The sequence below is a fragment of the Pseudarthrobacter sp. L1SW genome, assembly GCF_020809045.1.
GTDB lineage: Bacteria > Actinomycetota > Actinomycetes > Actinomycetales > Micrococcaceae > Arthrobacter.
In genome coordinates this window covers 2,101,371-2,119,688 of the sequence record NZ_CP078079.1, presented here as the reverse complement: position 1 = coordinate 2,119,688, position 18,318 = coordinate 2,101,371, and the positions used below count along the sequence as shown (strand labels likewise).

The window sequence follows — 18,318 nt, the reverse complement described above, 5'->3', positions numbered from 1 at the left end:
ACGACTCTACCCACCGGCGGTGGCGAGGCCCTCAAAATCCACCAGGCGGCGCGCGGTGGCCTCGTCGAGGATCAGGTCCGTGGCCAGGCCCGCCGCCAGGGCGCCGCGCAGCCCGTTGATCTTGGAAACGCCGGACACCACGCAGATCCTTCGCCTGACCTGCCGCAGCTCGGCGAGGGCCGGTCCGGTGGACCGTTCATTGAGGACTATCCCGTCGGAGGACCCGTCACTGCGGAAGAAGACGGTGGCTACGTCGCCCACCACATCCGATGTTGCCAAAGTGTTAAGGTCAGCCTCGTCGAGGTAGCCGCCGGCGTAGACGTGGCTGGGATAGTCGGCGTCCACGGAGCCCACGCCGAAAATTGCGATGCTCATCTTCGCCTGGAGTTCGAGGATCCGTTGCACGCTGCGCTCATTCCACATGGCAATCTTGGTGGCTGCGTGGTCAAAGAAGGCCGGCACCGGAAACTGTTCCACCCTGGCTCCGTAGGCACTTCCGAACCGCCGCATAATGTCGCTGGCATACGTGATGCCGGTGGTGTGCATGTTGCCCGCGCCGTTCAACTGCACGATGACGCTGTCATGGGTGATCTTGCGGGTGAGGTGGCGGCTGACCGCGCTCAGGGTGGATCCCCAGGCCACTCCGATGATCGCGTTGGAGTCCACCAGCGGTCCGATGGTACGTGCCGCCTGCATGGCCACGCGGTCCAGCGTCTCCGCCTCGTTGAGTATCTCCATGACCGGGACAACGTGGACATCCACGCCGTACCGGCGGCGGATCCTGCCTTCCAGCTCAGGGCCCGTGTCCAGGGGATTGCGGATCTGGATCTGGACCAGGCCGGATTCACGGGCGGAGGACAACAGCCGCGAAACGGTGGACCGGGACGTCCTCAGTTCCCGTGCTATGGCGTCCATGGTGAGGTCCTGGAGGTAATACATTTGTGCAGCCCGCAGTGCGTCAGAGTGACGTGAGGGGTCCATTGCCGCTCCCTTCTGCACGTTTGTGCATAGTGCTTGACTCCATTTTCCATTACTCCAAAGAATAGTTATGAAACGGCGGCCAACCCATGTGTGGCCGCGCCACACAAAGCCCCAAGGGAGTTGTTTTGGGACCCAAGGATTTGAACGTCCAGCCTTTTGCTTCAGCGGCGAAGCCAGGAGCAGGGCAACCAGGAGTAGAGCGCAGTTCCGTGCACCACCTGCGGCGCCGTCCGCACGCGAAAGTCCTGGTGGTGGGAGGCGGGATCAACGGGGTAGGCACGTTCCGGGACCTCGCGCTGCAGGGCGTGGACGTTGCCCTGGTGGAGCGCGGTGACTACTGCCAGGGGGCCAGCGGCGCCTCCTCGCACATGATCCATGGCGGCATCCGCTACCTGGAGAACGGCGAATTCCGCCTGGTCCAGGAATCAGTGGTGGAACGCAACCGGCTGCTCCGTATCGCCCCGCATTACGTGAAGCCCCTGCAGACCACCATTCCGATTTTCAGCACCTTCTCCGGGGTCCTCTCGGCACCCCTTCGCTTCCTGACGCACAAGCAGCACGGCAGGCCCAAGGAACGTGGAGCCTTCCTCATCAAGCTCGGCCTCAGCCTGTACGACTCCTTCTCCCGCGACGGCGGTAGCGTCCCACGCCACCAGTTCCTCACTGGCAAGCGTGCCCTTGCCGAACTGCCCAGCCTCCGCCCCGACGTGAAATACACCGCAACCTATTTCGACGCTTCCGTGCACAACCCGGAGCGGCTCACGCTCGACGTCCTCCAGGACGGGGAGAAGGCCGGCCTGGCCGCAACAGGCGAAGGCAACGGGCAGGGCAGCACAGCACGCGCCAGCAACTACGTCTCGCTGCAGTCCGTGACCGCACAGCCCAATCCCGGTACCGGCCGGGGCAGCACTGTGCGGCTGCGGGACGAACTGACGGGGGAGGAGTTCGACTTCACCGCGGACGTCATCGTCAACACCACCGGCGCCTGGGTGGACCTCACGAACGAAGCAATGGGAGCGGCCTCCACCTTCATGGGCGGCACCAAGGGTTCCCACATCGTCCTGGACCACCCTGGGCTGCTTGAAGCGTGCCGGGGCCGGGAAATCTTCTTCGAGCACACCGACGGCCGGATCGTCCTGATCTATCCCATGGGGGACCGGGTCCTGGTGGGTACCACGGATGTGGACGCCGACATGGCGGAGGATGCCGTCTGCACCGATGAGGAAATCGGGTACTTCTTTGAGCTGATCGGCCACGTTTTCCCCGACATCGAGGTCACGCGCGAGCAGATCGTTTACACGTTCTCGGGAGTGCGGCCCCTGCCCCGCCACGATGCCACCCAGCCCGGCTTTGTTTCCCGCGACTACCGCATCGAGCGCCGCGGCCCCGGAAAAGACAGCGGCACGGGCGCTGTAGTACTGAGCCTGGTGGGCGGCAAATGGACCACATTCCGGGCGTTGGCCGAACACCTGACGAACGATGTCCTGGCCGAAATCGGAATGGACCGCAAAGTCTCCACCGCGCAGCTGCCCATCGGCGGCGGCGCCGGGTTCCCTGCCGACGAGGCCGGAGTCCAGAAATGGATCAAAGCCCACATGGGCGCCGGCCGTGATGCAGACCGTACGGCGGGCCTGCTGACCAGGTACGGCACCCGGGCTGAAGCCGTCATGGAGTACCTGGACGCCGGCGCTGACCGGATGCTGCATTCCACCCGGGAACTGAGCGTCCGCGAACTTGAGTTCATGGCGGCACAGGAGCAGGTGGGACACCTGGTGGACGTCCTCATCCGCCGGACTTCCCTGGCCTTCCGTGGCCTGGTGACGGGGGAGCTGCTCAATGAGGTGGCAGACGTTTTGTCGGCTCCACTCGGCTGGAACGCCGCAGCCCGGGCCGCAGAAATCAGGCATGCGCAGGATGTCCTGCAGCGGTTCCACCGCGTAGAAACCCACAGCCTGGTCGCCTGAGGCCCGGCTGCCGGCCGGGGCGGACCGCGCCCCGGCCCACGGTCCTTCAACCCGCGAAGGACCTCCATCAAAAATAAAAGGAGTCAAAGATGTCTCTTGGAATAGTTTTCCTTTCCGAAGTATTCGGAACGGCGATGCTGACCCTGCTGGGTTGCGGCGTCGTCGCCAACGTTGCGCTGAGGGGGACAAAGGGCAACAGCGGCGGATTCCTGATGGTCACCTGGGGATGGGGCATCGCTGTCTTCGCGGGCGTCTTCGTGGCCGCAAAGTCCGGGGCGCACCTGAATCCGGCCGTGACCCTGGGTCTGCTGATCGAAGGCAAGCGTCCCTATGCACCTGACGTTCCGATCGACGTCGCCTCCACCCTGACCTACTTCGGCGGCGAAATGCTCGGCGCCTTCCTTGGAGCGGTGGTCTGCTGGCTCGCCTACAAGCAGCACTTTGACGCGGAAGAGGAAGTTGCCAGCAAGCTCGGCGTCTTCTCCACCGGGCCGGCTATCCGCTCCACCCCCTGGAACCTGGCCACTGAGATCATCGGCACCTTTGTCCTGGTGTTCGTCATCCTCACCTTGGGCGGGACCCCCTCGGGGCTGGGCCCGCTGGCCGTCGCGCTGCTCGTCGTCGGCATCGGCGTCTCCCTGGGCGGCCCCACCGGTTACGCCATCAACCCCGCGCGCGACCTCGGTCCCCGCATTGCCCATGCCCTGCTGCCCATCAAGGGCAAGGGCTCGAGTGACTGGGGCTACTCCTGGATTCCGGTGGTAGGCCCGCTGGTCGGCGGCGCCCTGGGCGGCCTCGTCGCCCGGGTTGCCCCCATCATCGTTACCGCAGCCTCCTGACCCCACCACTGCTCACCAATCCACTACAGACAAGGACGTCAACCATGAACCAGTATGTAATCGCCATCGACCAGGGAACCACCAGCACCCGTGCCATCATCTTCGATCACAGCGGGAGCATCGTGTCCTCCGGGCAGATGGAACACGAACAGATCTTCCCGAAGGCCGGCTGGGTGGAGCACAACCCTGCCGAAATCTGGAACAACACCCGTGAGGTCATTGCTTCCGCCCTCTCGAAGGCGAACCTGACGAGGCACGACATTGCCGCCGTCGGAATCACCAACCAGCGCGAGACGGCCGTCGTGTGGGACAAGACCACCGGTGAGGCCGTCTACAACGCCATTGTCTGGCAGGACACCCGCACGCAGGACATCGTGGACGAGTTTGCCAGGGACGGCGGGCCGGACCGCTTCAAGCAAAAAGTGGGCCTTCCGCTGGCCACGTACTTCTCCGGGACCAAGATCAAATGGATCCTCGATAACGTGGACGGCGCCCGCGCCAGGGCCGAAGCCGGTGACCTGGTGTTCGGCAACACCGATTCCTGGGTCCTGTGGAACCTGACCGGCGGCGTGGACGGCGGAGCCCATGTCACGGATGTCACCAACGCATCCCGCACGCTGTTCATGGACCTGGAAACCCTTCAGTGGGACGACGAGATCCTTGGCATCTTTGGTGTTCCCCGGACCATGATGCCAGAGATCAAGTCCTCCTCGGAGGTGTACGGCACCGTGCACACCTCCCAGCTCCTGCGCGAGGTGCCCGTAGCCGGCATCCTCGGTGACCAGCAGGCCGCCACGTTCGGCCAGGCGGCCTTCGAGGCGGGGGAGGCCAAGAACACGTATGGCACCGGCTGCTTCCTGATCTTCAACACCGGTGAGGAGATCGTCCACTCCAAGAACGGGCTGCTCACCACCGTGGGCTACAAGCTCGGCGACGCGGCGCCGCACTACGCCCTGGAAGGTTCCATCGCCGTCACCGGCTCGCTCATCCAGTGGCTGCGTGACAACCTGGGCATGATCAGCAGCGCACCCGAGGTGGAAACGCTGGCGGCGTCCGTGAAGGACAACGGCGGCGTGTATATCGTTCCGGCCTTCTCCGGCCTCTTCGCGCCCTACTGGCGGTCGGATGCCCGCGGCGCCATCGTGGGGCTGACCAGGTTCGTGAACCGGAACCACATCGCCCGCGCCGCGCTGGAGGCCACCGCCTTCCAGACGCGGGAAGTGCTGGACGCCGTCAATGCGGACTCCGGCGTTCCGCTGACCGAGCTGAAAGTCGACGGCGGCATGGTGGCCAACGACGCGCTGATGCAGTTCCAGGCGGACATCCTGGGCGTCCCCGTCATCCGGCCAAAGGTCGTGGAAACCACCGCCCTGGGTGCGGCCTATGCGGCCGGGCTTGCGGTAGGTTTCTGGAAGGACCTGGGGGAGTGCTCGGCCAACTGGTCCGAGGACAAGCGCTGGGAACCGCAGCTGGACCAGGCGGAGCAGGACCGCCAGATGAGGCTCTGGAAGAAGGCCGTCACCAAGTCCATGGACTGGGTTGACGAGGACGTGCGCTAAGACGCCGTTACCGGAGACCGGACAGTAAAGAAGGAGGGCGGCAGGGGTGCCGCCCTCCTTCTTTGTATCCCCGCTTCATGTACCGGCGAGGGACGTGTGCTTTACCTCAGTCGTCGAGTTCGGCCCGCGGCGTCTTGGCGTAGACGCTCCGGCTGACCTCATAGCCCCGTTCGTCCAGTTCCAGTGCCTGCTCGTTGACGGCCGCGAACTGCTCGGCATTCAGTCTCCGCACTTTGACCAGATCCATGAACTCCTGGTCCGCACCTCCCACGGCAGTCACTTTTATCAGCCCTGTTCCGGCTGAATAGAACTTCTGCTGGTGTCCGGCCTCAGGCGGTTCCAGGGGGTTGTATTCGTCGATCACCAGGACGTCGTCGTAGCATCCGGTGGGGACGCAGACTTCCTGGTTTTTCTGGAACACCGTCCCGCAGTCGAGGAAATCGACCTTGGGTGCGTATGCCTGGACGTAGGACGGCGTGTCGGTCTTGGGCCTCGCGGGCATGGCGATGCCCGCCTGCGCCTTGGCCAGTCCGCTGATGAAGGTGCTCGGGGCACCCACGAACTCGCCGTTTTCGTATTCCTCCGGGTATTCGCCGAACAGCCAGACAGTCCCACCGCGGGTCTGCGCGAAGAAGGCGAGTTCGGATTCGACCAGTTCGCCGTCCGCATAGTCACGGTCCCACATCACGCGGGTGGTGACGCCGTCGATCACCTTCGTCAGTCCGGTGACCGTGTGGACCACCTTGTGCTCGTGGACGCCGTCAGCGGAGGTCACGGTGCCCAGTGTGGTGTACTGCATGCCCGGCTTGAGCGGGAACCACTTGTTGTCGATCCGCGGAGATTCCGGGAAAGCGGACCGGTCGAAATTGATCGCAGACCCCGGACCACAGAGCTCTTCGGCCGGCGCTGCCGCCGTTGATGGTGCTGACATCACTGTCAGCGTCCCGAAGGCCAGCAGCAGCGCGGACCCGTATGCTGTGAGCCGGCGTGCCAGAAGCGTCATCTCAGTGCCTTTCATGCTGGTTGGAAACGGATTACACCGCAGGGGCCGGTTGCAGTTCGGTGGTCCTGCGCCGTCCGCGGCCATTCTTGGCGAAACGCAGGTACAGCGAGGGGACGATGAACAGGTTGACCAGCGTTGACGTGACCAGGCCGCCCAGGATCACCACTGCCATGGGATGCTCGATCTCGTGGCCGGGGATGTTTCCCATCACCACGAGCGGCACCAGGGCCAGCGCGGTGGCCAGCGTGGTCATCAGGATCGGCGACAACCGCTCTGCAGCCCCGCGGAGCACCAGCTCCGGTCCGAAGGGGACGCCCTCGAACTGTTCAAGGTGCTGGCAATGGTTGATGAGCAGGATGCCGTTGCGGGCCGCGATCCCCATGAGGGTGAGGAAGCCGACCAGGGAACCCAAGGACAGGACTCCACCGCTGAGGTGTGCCGCGATAATCCCGCCCACGAGCGCCACCGGCAGGGTCAGGATGGCCAGGGTGGCCAACCGCCAACTCCGGAAAGCAGCCTGCAGCAGAAGGTAGACCACAATGACCGCGACGATGGAGTACAGCAGCAGGCGCTGGGATGCGGCCTGCCGTTCGGCATATTCACCCAGGACAACTGCGCTGTAGCCGACCGGGAACTGGATTGATTCCATGCCGTTCTGCAGCTTCTCCACTACCTTGGCCAGGTCGCCTTCCTTGACGTTGGCGCTGACATCAATGCGCCTCGATCCCTCGGAACGCTCAATCACGTTGGGCGTGGGCTTGACCGAAACCGCCGCTACATCGGCCAGCCGGATCTTCTGCCCCGACGGCGTGTCCAGCACGAGGTTCTCTATGCTGGTGACACTCGTCCGGACCTCCGGCGGGCTCCACACCTGGACGTCGTAGGCCTTACCGTCCCGGTAGATGTCGCCCACTTCTTCGCCGGCCACCATGGTGGCCGCTGCGCGACGGACGTCGCCCGGCTTCAGGCCGTAGCGGTTGGCTGCCTCCAGGTTCACTTCCACGTCGATCTGCGGAATGTTGGCCTGAAGCGCAACCTTGGCACCGATGGCTCCGTCAATGCCGCCGAGGATCTCTTTGATCTTGTCGGCTTCCTGGCGAAGTATTGAAAGGTCGTCGCCATAGACACGGACGACGACGGCATAGCCGGTTCCGGTGAGTACCTCACGGATGCGTTCCTTGAGGTAGGTCTGCACGTCGCGCTGGATGCCTGGGTAGCCTGCAACCACCGACTCCACGGATTTCAGCGTGGCGTCGTAGTCCACGCCTGGGTCTACACTGATCCAGTTCTCACCGAAGTAGACGCCCACCACCTCATCGGCGTTGAACGCCTGCCCCGTGTGGGACCCGCAGTTGTTCACGCCCTGGATGGTCATGAGTTCCTTGCAGGCCAGCTGGCTGACGCGGACCTCTTCGGCGTTGGACGTGCCGGGCTGCGTGAGCCAGTGCATCAGGAAATCGCGCTCCTTGAAGGACGGGAGCAGCGACTGGCCCAGCAGCGGCGCCGCCACTATGCCCACCACGCCCAACGCGGCCAAGGAGAGGTAACCGGGAACAGGCCGGCGCACGATTGGCCTGAGCGCCTTGCTGTACCAGCGCTTCAGGACCCTGACCACGGGCGGATCCCTGTCCTCCAGCTTGGCATTCCGGAGGAAGATGTAGGCCAAGGCGGGGGTGACGGTCAGCGCCACGAGCATGGACGCGAAGACCGCCAGTGTGTAGGCGGTGGCCAGCGGCCGGAAGAACGCGCCCGTGAGCCCGTCAAGGAAGAAGATCGGAACCGTGGCGGCCACGATGATCAGCGTTGCGTAAACGATGGGGCCCCGGACTTCCAGCGACGCATTGACCACGACTCTCGCGGTGCTTTCGGAGCCGCCGGTTGCCCGGTGGTGCCGCAGGCGCCTGACGATATTTTCGACGTCGATAATGGCGTCGTCCACCACCACCCCGACCGCAATCACCAGCCCCGCGAGCACCATCGTGTTGACTGTGCCGCCCGTCCAATAAAGGACGAGGGCCGCCGCCACCAGCGACAAGGGGATGGCCAGCACGCTGACCAGCGCCGTCCGCCACTGGAAGAGGAAGACGCTCAACACCATAATGACGAGCAGGCAGCCAAGGAGGAGGGCAACCCCGAGGTTATTGAGGGATTCCTCAATGAACGTTGCCGGCCGGAAAATGGTGGTGTCCACGGCGATTCCGGTCAAGCCGGGTTCGAGCTGCTTCATTGCCTCTTCCACGCCGCGCGTGACTTCAAGGGTGTTGCCCCAAGGCAGCTTCTCCACGATCAGCATCAGTCCGGGACCGCCGTTAATGACGGCGTCACCAATAAGCTGCTGGTGGTCCTCCACCACGTTTGCCACGTCGCCCAGTTTCAGTGGGGGTTTCCCCTCCCGGTCCTCCAGCGACACCTGGGCCAGGTCCTCCGGGGTGGTGATGGGCTGTACGTGCCGGATCCCGATGGACTGGCTGGGCGTGTCCAGGGATCCGCCAGTGCCGATCACCGCACCGGAGGAGTACTGGAGCAGTCCGGCGTCCAGCGCATTGGCCGTTGAACTCATCACTGATTCCAGGCTGACGTTGTGGGCAGCCAGCCTGGCCGGATCAGCCTGGACCTGGAGCATCTGGAGGCGTTCGCCCCAGATTGCCACGTTCGCCACGCCCGGAACGCGGAGCAGGTGGGCCCTGATGTTCCAGTAGGAGATCATGGACATCTCGATCAGGGACCGGGTGTCGGAGGACAGGCCGATCTTCATCACCCGGCTGGTGGAGGAGAGCGGCTGCAGCATCACTGGCGGGGCCGCCCATGTGGGCAGCGTGGGAATAACTGTCGCCATCCGCTCGGAGACCAGCTGGCGTGCCGTCAGCAGGTCAGTGCCGTTCTCGAACTCCATGACGATCGAGGACAGCTGCGGAACTGATTTCGACCGCATGTGGTCGAGACCGTCAATGCCGTTGAAGGCCTCCTCCATGGGGACCGATACCAGCTCCTCAACCTCGGCGGCCGTCAGCCCAAGGCATGCTGTCTGGACCTCGACTTTTGGCGGCGCGAATTCAGGGAAGACATCCACTGAGGCGCTGCTGAGCTGGGCGCCGCCAACCATCATCAGGGCCGCCGCCAACGCTATGACGATGGATCTGAAGCGTAGGCTGGCGGCGACTATCCGGCGCATATCACTTGCCCGTAACGAACTCTGCGCCGAACAACTCGGCGGCGGCCACGGTCACCACTGTGGTCCCGACCGCTGGGCCCGCGCTGGCCGTGACCACGCCTGCCTCCACTTTGGCCACGGTCACGGCCTGTCGCTCAAACACCCGTGGCTCGGGGTTCGTATAGACCCACGTCTTCCCCTGGGCGTCGTAAAGCAGGGCAGCATAAGGGAGGACAATGCCTCCCCCCTCAGGGGCAGGCTTGACGGTGTCCGTGAGCAGTTCGAGCCGGTCAATGGCCCGTTCGCTGAGCGTTATGCGTGCGATGCCCGTGGTGGCATTCTTCTCCACCTTGGCCGGCGCCTCGGCTGCCGACTCCGCCTGAGCCGTGGTTTGGGCACAGGCGGGCAGGGAGGACAACAGGGCGGCGCAGACAGCAGCTGCGACTGGCAGGCGCCGAAGGAGGCTTTTACTGGTCATGATACTTTCACCTTTTCCGGCATTGACATGACTGGCTGTTCTGATTCGTAGACTTCCGACCACTCTTCGGGCTCCGTGCGGGGACCGAACCAGAGGGTGAGCAGCGGGAGGATGAAGAGCCCCACGAGCGTGGTGGTCACCAGGCCGCCGGCAATGATCAGCAGCATCGGTACTATCAGGGCCTGCCCCACCGTGCCGCCAAGGAAGGCTGGCGGTATCAGGATGAGGACCGTGATGATGGCCGATTTCAGGACTGGTGATACCCGGTCCCGGGCTGCCTGCATGACCACGTCCGTGCGCGACGCTCCGGCAGTTTCGCGCCAGATTTCGTCGACGCGTGCGGACAACAGGGCTGCGTTGCGTGCGGCGATGGCCAGGACGGCAGCAAACGCTGTCAGCGAAAGCCAGGACAGCGACGCCGATCCCAACCATGCCGCCACCGCTGCTCCGGACATTGCGGCAGGCAGTGCCAGGAAGGTGGCGAACGCCAGTTTCCAGCTCCTGACCGCTGTCTGGAGCAGGAGCAGCACAGCCAGGGCCGCAGCAGCTCCGAGCCCGTGCACCAGGGTATCCGCGGCCTGGAGTTCGCCATATTTCGTGGGGATCTCGGCGTGGTACTCGAGCGGGAACTCGATCTGCTGGATGGCTGCCCGGATGTCCCGCTGGATGTCTTCCAGCGGGCGTCCGCTGATGTCGGCGACAATGTCGATGCGCCGCGACGTGGCATCATGCTGGATGACGACTTCATTCGGGACCATGCGCACGTCGGCGATCTGCCCCAGTTGGACGTGGCCGCCGTTGGGGGTGTCGAGAAGCAGTTCACGGATGCTCGTCAGGTCGTCCCGGACGCCAACGGCTCCCCGCAGAACCACCTCGAAAACCTTCTGCTGTTCAAAGAGGTTCCCAACCACGATGCCCTGCATCAGCGTCGCAGCGGCGCGCCTTGCGTCGCCGGGCTTGATGCCTGCCTTTTGGGCGGCTTCGAGGTTGACCTGGACCTCCACCATCGGGACCATGTCCGGGGTGTTAATGGTCGGATTGTTCACCCCATCGATCTTCTGGAGGGCCTGGCGAATTTCCGCTGCTTTTTCGCGCAGCACCGGCATTTCGGTTCCAAACACCCGGACCGCGAAGCCCGGTTCCATGCTGGAGCGAACGTCACCGATGGTTTGCTGCGAGTAATTCATCACATTGTGTGCGATGCCAGGGTAGCCCTGGACCACGTCCCGCACGGCCCGCTCGGTCTCGCCGAAGTTGGCCCCCCGGTCGATGGACACCCACAGCTCAGCAGAGCTGTTGCCCACCACCTGGTCTGCGGAGATGGCACGCCCCACATGCCCACCGACCCCGGAGACCCCCGGAAGGGCCCGAAGCTCGTCGGCGGCCTTCGCGGCAATCCGCTGGACTTCATCGTTGGAGGTCCCGGCCATGGTGTCCCACTGAACCAAGAGGGTGCGGTCGGGCATCGTGGGCACGAGTTGCCTGTTTTGCGTCAGCTGGGAGCCGGCAGCGATGCCAAGGACGCCCACCACCGCAACAGACACCAGGGCCACGCCCTTACGAGGGTTGATTCCGCCTACCGCGCGCTCGTAGTACGCCTTCCCGCGGTTGACAGCAGCAAACTCTTTGTGGGTTGTCGTCGTGGATGGAAGCAGGAAGTGCGCCAGCACGGGCGTCACGGACAGGCCGACGAGCAGTGCAGCGGCCAACGCCAGCGCCAGCGACCAGAACAGCGGGGTGAAGAACGCGCCGCCGACCCCGGTCACAAAGAGCGTGGGAACGAGGACGACCAGCATGATGAGCGATGCGTGGAACAGCGGGGTGCGGACACCCTTGGCGATGACGCTGATCCTCGATCTTGGGGAAGTCCCAGGTTGCGTCGCGTCCTCGCCCACGGCACGTCGCCGGTGGGCCTGGATGTCCTCCACGATGTCGCCCACGATCACCGATGTGCCGAGCAGCACCCCGAGCAGGATGGCGATATTGAGTGTTGCGTTCTGGGCAAACAGCACAACTGCCGCCGTCGTGACCGTCGTGGCGATGGCCACGAGCGCAATCAGGGCCGCACGCCAGGAGCGGAAGAACAGCCAGAACAGGGCTACGGCGATCAGCAGGCTGATCAGCAGTGCGAGGCCAAGGCTCTCTACGGACTCCTGGACGCCTGTTGCGGGCCGGAAGACGGACGTGTCGATCTGGATCCCGGTGAGGCCCGGCTCCATGTCCTTCAGGGCGGCTTCAACGTTGCGCGTGACCTCCACGGCGCTGGTGCCGGGGAACTTCTCCACCACCAGCATCAGGCCTGCACCGGTGCCGGTCACGGCGTCGCCGATCAGTGGCTGGTGGTCCTCCTTGACCTGGGCGATGTCACCCAGGAGTACCGGTGGGTCCGCTTCCTCTACGCTCACCTTGGCCAGGTCGGCCGGGGTGCGGATGGGGAGAACGTGCTGGATGCCAAGGCGCTGGTTGGGCGACTCCACGAAACCGCCGGTCCCCGGTGTGGATGCCTCCAGGAAGCTCAACGGCGATACCCATACGGCGTTACCGGTGGTCTTGACCAGCTGTTCAAGGGTTATGCCCTTGTCGCGGAGCTGCGTGGGAGTAACTTCAACCTGGAGCTGCTGTTCGCGCTGGCCCCAGATGGATACGTTCGCGACGCCCGGAATGCCGATCAGGCGCGGCTTGATCTTCCACCGGGCCAGGACCGACATGTCAATGCCGGAGAGCTCGGTGGAGTTCATCTTGATCATCATCACGCGGCTGGTGGAGGACATCGGCTGCATGATCAGGGGCGGCGAGGAGACGTTGGGCAGCGCATGCGCCTGCGTCATCCTTTCCGCCACCAGCTGGCGGGCGCGCAGGACGTCCGTTCCGGGCTCGAAGACGAGTTCGATGGACGAGAGCCCGGGAACGGACTTGGAGCGTATCTCGTCCAGCCAGGCCACGCCGTTGAGGAGGTCCGCCTCCATAGGGGCGGTGATGAGCTGTTCGACCTCAGCGGCGGAAAGCCCAAGGGCTTCGGTCTGGATCTCGACCTGTGCGGGGGCGAACTCCGGCATGGTGTCCACAGCCATGTGTGGAACATTCACTACGCCAAAAGTGATGAGGCCCGCTGCGATCGCGAGAACCAGGATCCGAAACTGCATGCTGAACCGGGTAACCCAGCCAAACATGGTTCGTCACCCGTTGGTTTCTCGGCTGGGGTAGAACGAGGGGTGCAGCCCGCGGCTACGTTGCTGCGGGTGTAAATGGCAAGAATACATTTCAGGCTCCTACGCCGGAGACCAGTCAGTTTCCCCACAGACTTGAACATTACAATGCACCTGCCCTGACGTTATTGGCAAGAGGGGAAAGGCACTCAATTTCGCGGCGGTAGGGGGTAGGGGAGGGCACGTAGTTTTACCGATGGGGCCAGTAGGGGGACAGGTAATCCCGGCACCCGTTGCAGTAGGGGGAACCCGTTGCCGACCGGGTTCCCGCGGAGGCCGTCCTTCCCGGCAAAGGTCCGGCGGTGTTCCTTCCCGGGTGCGCTAAAGTGGTCTCATGCGTGCGATCCTCCTGCTTAGCCAGCCGCCCGGTATCCGGAACAACGGATAGCGTGCGGCAGCCCCTCCATGGTGAGGGGCTTTTGTGTGTCCGGGAGCATTCCGGTGGCAGCAGGAGGATCAGGCCGTTATGGCAGCACAGATGCCGTAACAGAACAGAAGAGGGCAGCAGTGGGCGTTCAGCCGGAGACAGAGACCGGAACAACAGCAGCAGTGTCAGCGGAAGTGCCCGAGGAGGGCACCTACAGCTTCACGGCGATGGAGGCCAAGTGGCCGCAGGTATGGGAAGACCTTAAGGTCTTCACCCCTGTCGACGACGGGTCCCGGGAACGGCGCTACGTACTGGACATGTTCCCGTACCCTTCGGGGGACCTCCACATGGGCCACGCGGAAGCATTCGCCATGGGTGACGTGGTGGCCCGCTACTTCCGCCAGAAGGGCTTCGACGTCCTCCACCCGATCGGCTGGGACTCGTTTGGCCTGCCGGCGGAGAACGCTGCCATCAAGCGCAATGCCCACCCCAGCGAGTGGACCTACGCCAACATCGACACCCAGGCTGCATCCTTTAAGCGCTACGCCATCTCGGCCGACTGGTCCCGACGGCTCCATACCTCGGACCCCGAGTACTACCGCTGGACCCAGTGGCTGTTCAAGCGCTTCTACGAGCGCGGGCTGGCCTACCGCAAGGACTCGCCGGTCAACTGGTGCCCCAAGGACCAGACCGTGCTGGCCAACGAGCAGGTAGTCAACGGCGCCTGCGAGCGCTGCGGCACCACGGTCACCAAGAAGTCCCTCAACCAGTGGTACTTCAAGATCACCGAGTACGCCGACCGCCTGCTCGATGACATGGAGCAGCTCCGCGGGCACTGGCCCGAGCGCGTGCTGGCCATGCAGAAGAACTGGATCGGCCGCTCGGAGGGTGCCCACGTCAACTTCGTGATCGAGGCCGACGGCGGCAGGCCCGCCAAGGAGGTGACGGTCTTCACCACCCGCCCGGACACCCTGTACGGCGCAACGTTCTTTGTGGTGGCAGCAGACGCGCCGCTCGCCGTCGAACTCGTCACGGACGAGCACGCCGCTGCGCTGGACGAGTACCGTGAACAGGTCAAGGCGCTGTCCGAAATCGAGCGCCAGTCCACGGAACGGGAAAAGACCGGTGTCTTCACCGGTCGGTACGCCATCAATCCCCTGAACGGGGAGAAGCTGCCGGTCTGGGCCGCTGACTACGTCCTGGCCGACTACGGCACCGGTGCCATCATGGCCGTGCCCGCGCACGACCAGCGGGACCTGGATTTCGCCAGGAAGTTCGAGTTGCCCGTTCGGGCAGTGCTGGACACCGGTGAGGAAGACCCGGCCGTGTCCGGCACCGCAACGGCGGGAGAGGGCACCCTGATCAACTCGGGCAACCTCGACGGCCTGCCCAAGTCCGAAGCCATCCCTGCCGCGATCGCCATGCTGGAGAAGCAGGGCACGGGCGAAAAGTTCGTGAACTTCCGGCTGCGGGACTGGCTGCTGAGCCGCCAGCGGTTCTGGGGCACGCCCATCCCCATCATCCACTGCCCGTCCTGCGGCGAGGTCCCGGTTCCCGACGAGCAGCTGCCCGTCACGCTTCCCTCCGACCTGCGCGGCGAGGACCTGTCGCCGAAGGGCACCTCGCCCCTGGCCGCGGCCGAGGCCTGGGTCAACGTCGAGTGCCCGTCCTGCCATGGCCCGGCCAAGCGCGATACCGACACCATGGACACCTTCGTGGACTCGTCCTGGTACTTCCTCCGCTTTGTCTCCCCGCACTACACCGAGGGCCCGTTCGACCCGGAGAAGGTCAACGACTGGATGCCTGTGGGCCAGTACGTGGGCGGCGTGGAGCACGCCATCCTGCACCTGCTGTACGCCCGGTTCTTCACCAAGGTCATCAATGACCTGGGCCTGATTGAAGCCAACGAGCCCTTCACCGCACTGCTGAACCAGGGCCAGGTGCTCAACGGCGGCAAGGCCATGAGCAAGTCCCTGGGCAATGGCGTGGACCTGGGCGAGCAGCTGGACAAGTATGGGGTGGACGCGGTCCGCCTCACAATGATTTTTGCCTCCCCGCCTGAGGACGACGTGGACTGGGCCGACGTCTCGCCGTCCGGTTCCGCCAAGTTCCTGGCCCGCGCCTGGCGCTTGGCCCAGGACGTGGCGAGCGAACCCGGCGCCGACGTCACCACGGGCGACCGCACCCTGCGCTCCGTCACGCACCGGACCATCGCCGACGCTGCCCAACTGCTGGACGCCAACAAGTTCAACGTGGTGGTGGCCAAGCTGATGGAGCTGGTGAACGCCACGCGCAAGGCCATCGACTCCGGCGCCGGCGGCGCGGATCCTGCCGTCCGTGAGGCTGCGGAGGCCGTCGCGGTGATCCTCAGCCTCTTCGCGCCTTACACCGCGGAGGACATGTGGAACGTCCTGGGACACCCGGCCTCCGTCGCGAATGCGGGCTGGCCGGCCCATGATGCCTCCCTGCTGGTCCAGGACACCGTCACCGCCGTTGTGCAGGTCCAGGGCAAGGTCCGGGACAGGCTCGAGGTCTCCCCGGACGTCTCCGAGGACCAGCTGCGCGAGCTGGCGCTTGCATCGGAAAACGTCCAGCGTGCACTGGATGGCCGCGGCATCCGCACGGTGATTGTCCGCGCCCCTAAACTGGTCAACATCGTCCCGGCCTAGCCGGACCAGGCCGCCGGAACAGCTCCGGCGGCCTGCCGTGACCCCAGGAGGCCCCCTTGCCCGACCGTGACGCCGCCGCCTGGCCGTGGATCCGCGGACGCCTCGCGGCGATGCGCGCCAGGCAGGACGCTGTCCGGCGGGATGGTGCTGGAACCCGGCAGGCCGCCGTCGTGCGCACTGCCGTGGTCACTGATTCCGCCGCTGCCTTGCCGCCGGAATGGGTGGCCGCGCTCACGGGCGACGGCGTCCTGACCGTCATCCCCATGCCCGTAATGGTGGGGGAGGAGATCTACGGCGAGGGCGAAGACGACATCTCCGAAACAATCGCCCTTGCCCTGGCCAGCGGAACCTCCGTGAAGACATCCCGGCCCTCGCCGGGCCAATTCGAGCAGGCTTACCGCGCTGCACGGCAGAAGGGCTTCGAAGCGGTGGTCTCCGTCCATATCTCCGGGGACCTGTCCGGCACGGTGGACGCGGCCCGGCTGGCCGCGGACAGGGTGGACATTCCGGTGGAAGTTGTGGACTCCCGGACCGTTGGCATGGCTTTGGGCATGGCCGTCCAGGCGGCCGTGAGGGCAGCGGCCGACGGCGGTGGCGCTGCAGCCGTTGCCGCTGCCGCGGCCGAACAGGCAGGACGGACGAAGGTCTATTTCTATGTTCCCAGCCTGGAGCAGCTGCGCCGCGGGGGCCGGATCGGTGCCGCCGCCTCGCTGCTGGGGACGATGCTGGCCATCAAGCCGATCCTCGCCGTGGATGGCGGCAGGATTGTGCCGCTTGAGAAGGTGCGCTCTGCTGCCAGGGCCGTTGCGCGCCTGGAGGAGATCGTTGCCGCCGATGCTGCTGGCCGGCCGGCGTCGGCCGTCCACCTCGCCGTCCACCACTTTGGCAACCCCGAAGAAGCGAAAAACCTGGCCGCACGGCTGGCCTTGGCCTTGCCCGGGTGCCCGCGGGCCCAGACCAGCTCCCTTCCCGCCGTCCTCGCAGCCCATGCCGGGCTGGGAGTCCTGGCCGTGATCGTTGGGGAGGAGCTGGCGGAAACGGGAACCCCTTCCGCGGGCCTTTCCACATAACGGGTACCAGCACTGTTGCCGCGCCCGGACGTATCCCTAGCGTGAAGCTATGGCACGCCGGGACGCTGGAGAAGCAGGTGGTTCGGCGCGCCATGCCAGGAAACGCCTGCAGGCCGCCCTCGGGGACGCTCCCGCCGGCCTGCTCCTGGACGGCAGCGGGGAGGCACCCTTCGAGTACCGGGGACCGGCAGGGGACCCGCCGGGCGCCTCCCCGCATTCCCCATCCGCTGGCTCCGCGCCGGACAGGGATCCTGCCCCCTCAGCGGTGGGGCCCGTGCTCCGCTGGCGGGTGGGGCAGCGCCTCGCCGTGCTGCTGGGCGTCCTTTCCGTTGCAGCCGGTGCATGGTTTTGGTGGCAGGCCGCATCAGGCCGTCCGGAGATCCTGCCGCTCAGCGGCATCAGCACCGGCAGCCTGGTGGACGAAAGCGCCCCCGCAGGGGACCAGGCGGCAGGAGGTGCCACTGAACCTGCCAGGCACGCCAACGGAAGGGATTCCACCGGATCGGTGGTGGTCCATGTGGCCGGTGCGGTGGCAAGGCCGGGCGTGGTGCAGCTGCCCACAGGCAGCCGGGTCCACGAGGCCATCGCAGCTGCCGGAGGAGGGATACCCGGGGCCGACCTGAACCGCCTCAACCTGGCCCTCGCGGTGGAGGACGGCCAGAAAATCCACGTTCCGCGGGAAGGCGAAGAGGGCCCTGCCTCCGAACAGGAGGGCGCGGGCCAGGACGGCGGTGGCGGCGTGGGTGGCGGAACCGGAACATCGGCGGACGGAAAAATCAACCTCAACACCGCGGGCGTGGAGGAGCTGGATGCCTTGCCGAAAGTGGGCCCCGTGCTTGCCCAGCGCATCGTGGACTGGCGCAAAGAGCATGGGGCTTTCAAGAACGTCGAAGAGCTGGATGCCGTGGACGGCGTGGGACCCAAGATGCTTGAAGCGCTCCTGCCGCTGGTGACCGTGTGAGAAGGCCCGCCGGTGCGGGAAGGCCCCTACGATCTGGACGCACGTGTGAGCTGCGGTCCTCAGGTGCTGC

General features: G+C 65.2%; 11 protein-coding genes. 6 read left to right on the top strand and 5 right to left on the bottom strand.

What is annotated here, in order from left to right:
* Window positions 1-6: 6 nt before the first annotated feature.
* Entirely contained in the window at window positions 7-981 is a 975-nt protein-coding gene (locus KTR40_RS09690) for a sugar-binding transcriptional regulator (RefSeq protein ID WP_139029256.1), read from the bottom strand.
* Window positions 982-1,067: 86 nt separating this feature from the next.
* On the opposite strand from KTR40_RS09690, the gene KTR40_RS09685 reads away from it, so the two are divergent.
* The 3 genes from KTR40_RS09685 to glpK all read left to right on the top strand — a co-directional run bounded on the left by KTR40_RS09685 (window position 1,068) and on the right by glpK (window position 5,343).
* The gene (locus tag KTR40_RS09685) at window positions 1,068-2,945 is read left to right on the top strand and encodes a glycerol-3-phosphate dehydrogenase/oxidase (protein ID WP_139029255.1); all 1,878 of its coding nucleotides are present in this window, start codon (window positions 1,068-1,070) and stop codon (window positions 2,943-2,945) included.
* Between the two features lie 89 nt (window positions 2,946-3,034).
* Complete coding sequence (locus KTR40_RS09680) at window positions 3,035-3,784, top strand: MIP/aquaporin family protein (RefSeq protein WP_139029254.1); 750 nt, start codon at window positions 3,035-3,037, stop codon at window positions 3,782-3,784.
* Window positions 3,785-3,828: 44 nt separating this feature from the next.
* Window positions 3,829-5,343 carry a glycerol kinase GlpK gene (gene glpK / locus KTR40_RS09675; RefSeq protein ID WP_139029253.1) on the top strand — a complete coding sequence of 505 codons (1,515 nt, stop codon included), beginning with the start codon at window positions 3,829-3,831 and terminating at the stop codon, window positions 5,341-5,343.
* 106 nt (window positions 5,344-5,449) lie between these two features.
* Here glpK and KTR40_RS09670 read toward each other — a convergent pair whose 3' ends face one another.
* From KTR40_RS09670 to KTR40_RS09655, 4 genes are read right to left on the bottom strand one after another with little or no spacing between them, the layout of a single operon-like run.
* Window positions 5,450-6,346, bottom strand: a complete 897-nt coding sequence (locus tag KTR40_RS09670) for a hypothetical protein (RefSeq protein ID WP_228403503.1) — start codon at window positions 6,344-6,346, stop codon at window positions 5,450-5,452.
* Window positions 6,347-6,377: 31 nt separating this feature from the next.
* Entirely contained in the window at window positions 6,378-9,518 is a 3,141-nt protein-coding gene (locus KTR40_RS09665; RefSeq protein ID WP_139029251.1) for an efflux RND transporter permease subunit, read from the bottom strand.
* Window position 9,519: 1 nt separating this feature from the next.
* Window positions 9,520-9,975, bottom strand: coding sequence for a hypothetical protein (locus KTR40_RS09660; protein WP_139029250.1), 456 nt, complete (start codon window positions 9,973-9,975; stop codon window positions 9,520-9,522).
* Complete coding sequence (locus tag KTR40_RS09655) at window positions 9,972-13,118, bottom strand: efflux RND transporter permease subunit (protein ID WP_228403502.1); 3,147 nt, start codon at window positions 13,116-13,118, stop codon at window positions 9,972-9,974. The genes KTR40_RS09660 and KTR40_RS09655 overlap by 4 nt, the downstream gene beginning before the upstream one ends.
* 570 nt (window positions 13,119-13,688) lie before the next feature.
* On the opposite strand from KTR40_RS09655, the gene leuS reads away from it, so the two are divergent.
* The 3 genes from leuS to KTR40_RS09640 are packed head-to-tail and all read left to right on the top strand — an operon-like array spanning window position 13,689 to window position 18,248.
* Entirely contained in the window at window positions 13,689-16,217 is a 2,529-nt protein-coding gene (gene leuS, locus KTR40_RS09650; protein WP_139029248.1) for a leucine--tRNA ligase, read from the top strand.
* Window positions 16,218-16,273: 56 nt separating this feature from the next.
* Window positions 16,274-17,287 (top strand): DegV family protein, encoded by a 1,014-nt coding sequence (locus KTR40_RS09645; RefSeq protein WP_139029247.1) that lies wholly within the window; start codon window positions 16,274-16,276, stop codon window positions 17,285-17,287.
* Window positions 17,288-17,336: 49 nt separating this feature from the next.
* A complete protein-coding gene (locus tag KTR40_RS09640; protein WP_139029246.1) occupies window positions 17,337-18,248 on the top strand; it encodes a ComEA family DNA-binding protein in 912 nt (303 codons plus the stop codon).
* The last annotated feature ends 70 nt before the right edge of the window (window positions 18,249-18,318 follow it).